At 67.0% G+C, this 1,158-nt stretch carries 1 protein-coding gene; it reads right to left on the bottom strand.

All coding sequences use genetic code 11. From position 1 onward, the window contains the following. Window positions 1–53: 53 nt before the first annotated feature. The gene (msrB, locus tag ACIBJF_RS53525; RefSeq protein ID WP_399185134.1) at window positions 54–503 is read right to left on the bottom strand and encodes a peptide-methionine (R)-S-oxide reductase MsrB; all 450 of its coding nucleotides are present in this window, start codon (window positions 501–503) and stop codon (window positions 54–56) included. Window positions 504–1,158 lie beyond the last annotated feature (655 nt).

The raw sequence follows: 1,158 nt of genomic DNA, 5'->3' as shown, positions 1-1,158 counted from the left end.
CAACGAGCATCGCTACTCGGAGAGTTGCGCGATGGCCGCCCTTTGACCAGGGCCTATGCGGAGATCGCTGTTACACCACTCCGTGGGACAGCATCCTCCTGCTCCAGATCCTCCAGGGGGACGAAGCGCAGCGAGGCGGAGTTGATGCAGTACCGCAGTCCTCCGCGGTCGCTGGGCCCGTCCGGGAACAGGTGCCCGAGGTGGCTGTCCCCTTGAGCCGACCGTACTTCGACACGGACCATGCCGTGGCTGGTATCGGGCCTCTCGACGACGTGGCCGGACTCCAAAGGCCTCGTAAAGCTGGGCCAGCCGGTCCTGCTGTCGTACTTGTCGACCGAGGCGAAGAGGGGCTCCCCGGACACGATGTCCACATAGATACCGGGTGCCTTGTTGTCCCAATAGGCGTTGGAGAACGAGGGCTCCGTCTCGTCTCGCTGGGTCACGCGGTACTGCTGGTCGGTGAGCTGTGAGATGCGCTGTGGGCTCTTGCTGTACTCCGGCATGCCTACCTCCCAGACGGTGCTGGAGTGTCCCTTCTGCCCTATTCGCGTCATGCATCGCCCGACTCTTACCTTGTTACAGGGGTGCAGGGGCCGCGGGTGAAGGCCTGCCCGGGGCGCGATGCACGGGCGGACCGCTGAAGTGGTGGTCAGAAGCGGCCGCCCGTCGCGAGCCCGGCTGCCTCCCCTCACGACCGGGACGGGAGGACGAGGAAGGCCCAGTCTGCCCCCATCGCTCGTGCCCGGCCCGTAGCGGCGGCGCTGCGTTGCAGGTCGCCCTAGACAGGCCGGGCACGGATGTGGACGCGTGCTTCCAGGCGGCAGGGATCGTCCTGGCGCCATCACGTCCGGCGACGGCCCACTGGTCGTCGCGTGCACCGTGACGCTGGGTCCCGACCACCTGGCGGTCTGGGCTTACGCGAGTGACGTCGCCGTCGTCGGCACCGCGTGGGACCTCGTGCAGCGCCAACGGGACGCACCGGGTCCAGCAGAGGGCGTCCAGCTCGGCAGGGTGCTGATCTCGTATGCGTTGGGCAGCACGGGAAGGGGCCTCCAGCAGGAGTAATAGTCATTCCTGAAGGGGCGGAGTGTGTCAAGCGGGGTATTTCCGATGGTTGTCGGTGGTTCTGGGCAGCGTTGACCGGCTCGCCGTCGGTCG

The organism is Streptomyces sp. NPDC050743 (genome assembly GCF_044456925.1).
Lineage (GTDB): Bacteria > Actinomycetota > Actinomycetes > Streptomycetales > Streptomycetaceae > Streptomyces.
This window is presented reverse-complemented; position numbering and strand designations above follow the sequence as displayed.

Bases quoted from the DNA above. Each gene is read 5' to 3' on its own strand.
- msrB (WP_399185134.1), bottom strand. From the start codon at position 503: ATGCCGGAGTACAGCAAGAGCCCACAGCGCATCTCACAGCTCACCGAC.